Origin of the sequence: Fodinibius sp., assembly GCF_041642155.1 — a bacterium.
Classification (GTDB): Bacteria; Bacteroidota; Rhodothermia; order Balneolales; family Balneolaceae; genus Fodinibius.
This window is the reverse complement of record NZ_JBEPWZ010000186.1, coordinates 1-5,802: the sequence shown is the minus strand read 5'-3', so window position 1 is coordinate 5,802 and position 5,802 is coordinate 1. Positions and strand designations below refer to the sequence as shown.

Here is a 5,802-nt window from a genome sequence, read left to right as displayed (position 1 = left end):
GAACCTGCATGGCGGCTACTGATCACTGTTGAGCAGTTCTTCAATTTCATTCATTTTTTCCCCGAAGAGCGACCAGTCTCCATCCTGCATCGCATCGTTTGCTTCTTCCCACAGCGTGCGGAGTTGGGAAAGTTCTGTGTTCGAAGCGTCGGCCGGCAAATCCATGGGAGGAACAGCCGCAGCAGCAGTATCGGACGGGGCGGCGATCCGCTGGGCCCGTTTTCCGTGCAGGGCTTCGATAGATTGCCAGAGGGTAGGCTGCATGGCAATTTTTTCTCCCGATGTGGCGATGACACGCTGAAGTTGCGGGATATCGACGCCTTCGGCAATCAGGAATACAGGCTCAACATAGATAAATGAATCCTCAATGGGGATGATCATCAGGTTGCCTCGAATAACCCTCGAACCGCGCTGGTCCCACAACGCCAGCTGCCTGGATATTTCGGTATCCTGGTCGATGCGGGCTTCGATCTGGGCGGGACCCAGTATCAGACGATCTTTGGGAAGTTCAAAAACCGAGACCTCTCCATAGTTGGGGAAGTCGGAGTTGGCAGCCATCCACCCGATCATATTATCGCGGTTATTGGGGGTGAGGGGACTAATTAACAGATATTGGAGCTCCTCCTGGCCGGGCAGTTTTGTGAGCACGTAGTACGGCTCCATTTTAATCGCCCGCCCGCCATAGGTTTCATTGGGGCGCGTCCACAGGTCTTCGTTATTGTAGAATACCTGCGGGTCAGTCATATGATATTTGTTGTATTTATCCATTTGGGCTTCGAACATATGAATAGGGTACCGGAGGTGAGAGCGGAGTCCGCCGGACATTTCATCCAGCGATTTAAACATACCCGGAAAAATATCGCGGTAGACCTTCAGCATAGGATCATCCTCGTCGGAGACATAGAAGTCGGTCGTCCCGTTATAGGCATCAACCACAACCTTTACGGAGTTGCGGATATAGTTGTATTCGTTGTTAAAGGGAGCCGAATAGGGATAGTCGGGCGATGTCGTGTACGCATCCTGTATCCAGTACAACTTTCCTTCATTCAACACCAGGTAGGGATCGTCTGCCAACCTGAGAAAGGGCGCTATGCGGTTGACCCGTTCTTCAATGCGTTTCCAATAGAGAATTTTGCTGTCCTGATTAATGTAATCGGTCAATAAGATATTGATATCGCCAAACTGCCAGGAAAAGAGCAGTTGTTCGAACAAACTGTTGATAGATACCCCCGTGCTGCCCTGGTAATTGGTATAGACGTTTTTGTCCCCGCGCGGATAGTCCAGCTCCCTGATGTCCGTATCTACAATTTTATAGTCGGAGTTATGTTCACCGAAGTAGAGCGCGGGCTCCTCGACCTGCAGATCAATCTCGCTCGTAGGGGGAATATCCTTGATGACCATCCGGGGATCTCCCTGCGAGCCTTCCTGTGCTACGGGACTCATAACCATCCCGTACCCATGGGTATATTGAAGCCGGCGGTTGACCCAGGTATCCGACTGCTCGGGCATCTCTTCGGACAGCTCCCGGGCCGCCACCATCATCTGCAGGTATCCTTCATTGGTATGATAGCGGTCGACATCCACGTTATAAAACTGGTAATAGAGCCTGATTTCCTGCAGCTGCCGGTAGGTCTGGATAAGCAGGCGGGGATCCCACAGGCGGATATTTTCAATCGTTTCTTCGTTTTCGTCTATGGTTTCCCATGACATTTCCTCGGCCGGCTGGGCACTGTAGGGCTGGGTCTCCATTTTATCGAGGGCATAGGCCTTCCGGGTCTGCTCGATACTGTTTTCTATGTAGGGCGTTTCCAGCTGGAGCTCACTCGGATTAACGGTAAAGCTTTGGATAAGGCCGGGTAATACGTTGAGTCCTATTCCACCAATAAGCAGCGTCGAAACAGCGGCTGTTAACAACCATTTCAGGCGATTTTTGTATAGCTGATAAAACGAAAGAAGTGCGAGAATGAGACAGAGAATGCAAACAATCCAGAGCACCGGCAACTTTACATTGATATCTACGTAGTTGGCGCCATAGACCGTCCCGCTGGCATTGTAGAGCAGGTTGTAGCGTTCCAGGTAGTATCCCCAGGAAAGCAGCAAAAACCAGAGACCCAGGTTAAGGCCGATCTGTTTCTTAACCTGGTCTGGCAGGCTGATGTTGTTTTTCGAGCGAATGGAAATGGCCCCGGAATAGACATACAGAATGATGACAATAATGGTAACGAAGAAGACCAGGGAGGTCAGGCTGTTCTGTATGAGTTCAATAAACGGCAGCCGGAACAGGTAAAAGCCGATATCATTCCCGAAAATGGGGTCCAGCTGTCCAAATATTCCGTCCCAGTGGAACTTGAGGTAGGCATCCCAGCGCATAAAAAAAGCAAGGGAAAAAAAGAGGCTGAAAACAGACCCGATACCTAAAAAAACAGTGCGAATCTTTTTGGTACTGATCAGGTGGAGATTCAGCTGGGACAGGGGTGAGTTCCCGAAGTTCATGGTTGCGAACCGCTTGGCGAGTGCATTCATATTGGGCAATACATAGGCCAGGGCTACGATCAGGGCTCCTATAAAGAGCAGGACCTGTGTGGTTCGGATGGTCCAGAACACCTGCTCATATCCCAGGTCCTCAAGCCAGAGCCATTCCACAATCCAGTCGGAGGATATGCCCAGAATGAAAAGGGCTCCGATAACGAGGAAAATTATACTGAAAAAGGTTTTTGAAGAACTGAAATTGCGATTCATAAATTATGATGATATCAGGTATATTTCGGTCTTGGCGTTTTGCCAATCGCACATTCGGCTATAAGCTATAAGATAGTAAGCTTTTTACAGAAAGCAGAATATAAGCATTTTTTGATCAGGACTCCTGCTGTTTCCGCCTGACAGCATCTGCTCTGCTGCGATCAGGTGCGTTTACGAGTAACCATATTGGTTTAAAAAATGATCTTATAACTTTAATGGTTTAAAATTGACTTTTTAAACTGTTATGGTTATATATAGAAAAAATGAAAATATGCAGCGATTGATCGTACTTATAGCGGATATTGAGTCCTCAAAACAGATCAAAGAGGAGCAGCGGGAGGCCTTGCAGACGAAACTCCAGCAGGAGCTGGACCACCTGAATAAAACGGAGTATGGGCCGGTTTCTCCCTATACCATCACGCTGGGCGACGAATTCCAGGCGGTATTTGAGGAGGCGGATAGGCTGTTTGTTCATCTTTTCCGGCTTTTGGCAAAGCTGCATCCGGTAAGGGTGCGTTTTTCGCTGGGGGTGGGGAGTATTGCCACCCCCTTGAATACGGAGCAGTCCATAGGCATGGATGGCCCGGCTTTTCACGAAGCCCGAAAAGGAATGGACCAATTGAAGGAGAGCGGTTTTTTGTTTCATTTGAATGTTGAAGAAGAGGATAATGCTTCGCTAAAGCTTATCAACAACAGCCTGGAGCTACTCTCGCATGAAATACAGACGTGGAATCAAAACCGACTCTCTATTTTCTATTTGACAAAAGAGGGATACGACTACAAAAAAATTGTTGAACAGCTGGATATTTCGCCCCCGGCTTTTTACAAAAATAAGGAAGCGGGCGCACTGGATGTTGTCAGCAAATTACTGGATAATATATCGGAACTCATAAACCAACAATTAGCAGGATGAATTACGCCATTTTTCTAAGCATACTGAACCTGGTGGTCTTAGCGCGTCTCCGGCTTATCTTTCGCGATGAGGGAGCAACAGCTAAAGACCTGACGATCATAGGCATTGTTCCGTTAACGGTGCTCCCTTTTATAGAGCTAAGCTGGGGTTGGGGACTGCTGGCCCTGCATCTGGTCAGCTACCCGTTTGTAATGAAGGTTACCGAACAGAACACAGCCAAGCTGAATCGAAACAGGGCGCTTATGCTCCTGTACCACCTGCTTATTACGGGCATTATCTGCAGTCCCCTGTTTGAAATTAACGGCGGTTTATCCGCTGAAAAGATGATTGGTTTTTTAGGGTGGATGATCCTGCCGGAAGGGGACCTGTCGCTGGATACAGTCATCACTGCGCAGGTCGTGTTGGCAGGCATACTGCTGGTTATTAATGAAATGAATATCGTGCTTCGTTATATTCTGAAAGTAATGGGAATTGAGTCGCTGAGCAAGCAGGAAGACAAGGTAAGCGATAAAGAATATAGCATGGGCCGGCTTATCGGCCTGCTGGAACGGATTTTTATTTACATTTTCGTATTACTCAACCAATATAGTGCCATCGGATTTATCCTGGCCGCCAAAGGGGTTACCCGTTTTAATAACTTTAAAGACGACCGGCCTTTTGCCGAATACGTTTTGATCGGGACGCTGCTCTCAACGCTCCTGGCTTTGATCATAGGATGGGGGGTTAAGATCCTGCTGTGACCGCGTTTTGTTTACCGTCCCGGATGTTATACCGTTGTCAGGGGGCAGGCGACTCAATGAATAACAAAGGGGTTCAAGCTTTAACATTATTCTGATTCCGACTGCCGCAGGTATCTTCGCAAGGTACTTTAATATGAGAAGGCTTTGAAAAACCAGTCCCGAAGCATCGGGAAATATCAAGCCTGAGCGTATTCAAAACCACCCCATATATGGCATATGTGAGGATGTTGAATACGTGAAAATGCAGAGATTGACCAAAAGAACAGTTTTGCAAAGCCTTCTATAAAATATGTTTGTAATACTGGCTTTTGATTGAGTAATTGATGGTAATCAATTGAAAATTAAAATTAGGCGAAAGATGGATTACAAAGGGATTTTGGAGAGTACGGTCGGCATCCCGTTTTCGTCAGGCAATGCCATCCGGGTCCTGAAAAACGGCAAGGAAATTTTTCCAGCTATGCTGGATGCTATCGGGAATGCAAGGCACCAGATCGATTTCCTTACTTTCGTGTATTGGAAGGGAGATATTGCCGAACGTTTTGCCCGGCTGCTTGGAAAAAAAGCAAAAGAGGGGGTTGGAGTGCGCGTTATCCTGGATTGTTTCGGTGCGGCTTTTATGCCCCGGGAGCTCGTTGAACATATGGAGAAATGTGGGGTAGAGGTCGAATGGATTCGCCCTGTTAAACGGTGGAAGATATGGAAAAGTGATAATCGCACCCATCGCAAGATATTGATTTGTGACGGTAATATCGCCTTTACCGGCGGGGTGGGGATTGCGGAAGAGTGGGAGGGAGATGCCCGTAATCCCTCCGAGTGGCGAGAAACCCATTTCAGGGTCGAAGGTCCCGCCGTCAGGGGATTGCAATCTGCTTTTCTTGAGAATTGGATTGAAACAGGTCACCAGCTTCACGATGGGCTTCCCTGGCATGAGGATGATGGAGAAATACGGCTCCCCGACGAACTTTCCATAAAAGAAATACCCCTCCAGGTAGTGCGGACCTCTGCTTCGGTGCTCTGGAGTGATATTGTTATTCTCTACCGAACCCTTGTGGATATGGCTCAGGAAAGCATCCGAATCACCACGGCCTATTTTAATCCCAATGAGGATATGGTCACGCAATTATGCGAGGCGGCGCAGCGGGGTGTAGAAGTGCATATTATGATACCCGGCGAACATATGGATAAACGTGTGGCTAATATTGCCGGTGGGGACCGGTTTCATCCTTTGTTGAAAGCGGGCGTTAACCTGTGGTTTTACCAGAAAACGATGATGCACTCCAAAGTCATTGTGGTAGATGATTATGTCTCATGCATAGGATCTGCGAATTTTAATCACCGGTCGATGCTGAAAGATGACGAAGTGAATATGACAGCTCTTAGTGCGGAACTGGCAGAGCTGCTGGTTAATCA

At 47.9% G+C, this 5,802-nt stretch carries 4 protein-coding genes; 3 read left to right on the top strand and 1 reads right to left on the bottom strand.

What is annotated here, in order from left to right; genetic code table 11:
• Window positions 1–15: 15 nt before the first annotated feature.
• Window positions 16–2,739, bottom strand: coding sequence for a UPF0182 family protein (locus tag ACESLU_RS10555; protein ID WP_372638614.1), 2,724 nt, complete (start codon window positions 2,737–2,739; stop codon window positions 16–18).
• Window positions 2,740–3,010: 271 nt separating this feature from the next.
• Here ACESLU_RS10555 and ACESLU_RS10550 point away from each other — a divergent pair, with 271 nt between their 5' ends.
• The 3 genes from ACESLU_RS10550 to ACESLU_RS10540 form a co-directional block, all read left to right on the top strand.
• A complete protein-coding gene (locus ACESLU_RS10550) occupies window positions 3,011–3,652 on the top strand; it encodes a SatD family protein (protein WP_372638613.1) in 642 nt (213 codons plus the stop codon).
• The gene (locus ACESLU_RS10545) at window positions 3,649–4,392 is read left to right on the top strand and encodes a hypothetical protein (RefSeq protein WP_372638612.1); all 744 of its coding nucleotides are present in this window, start codon (window positions 3,649–3,651) and stop codon (window positions 4,390–4,392) included. The genes ACESLU_RS10550 and ACESLU_RS10545 overlap by 4 nt, the downstream gene beginning before the upstream one ends.
• Before the next feature lie 358 nt (window positions 4,393–4,750).
• Window positions 4,751–5,802: phosphatidylserine/phosphatidylglycerophosphate/cardiolipin synthase family protein (locus ACESLU_RS10540; RefSeq protein WP_372638611.1), on the top strand; the 1,052-nt coding region annotated here is incomplete at its 3' end.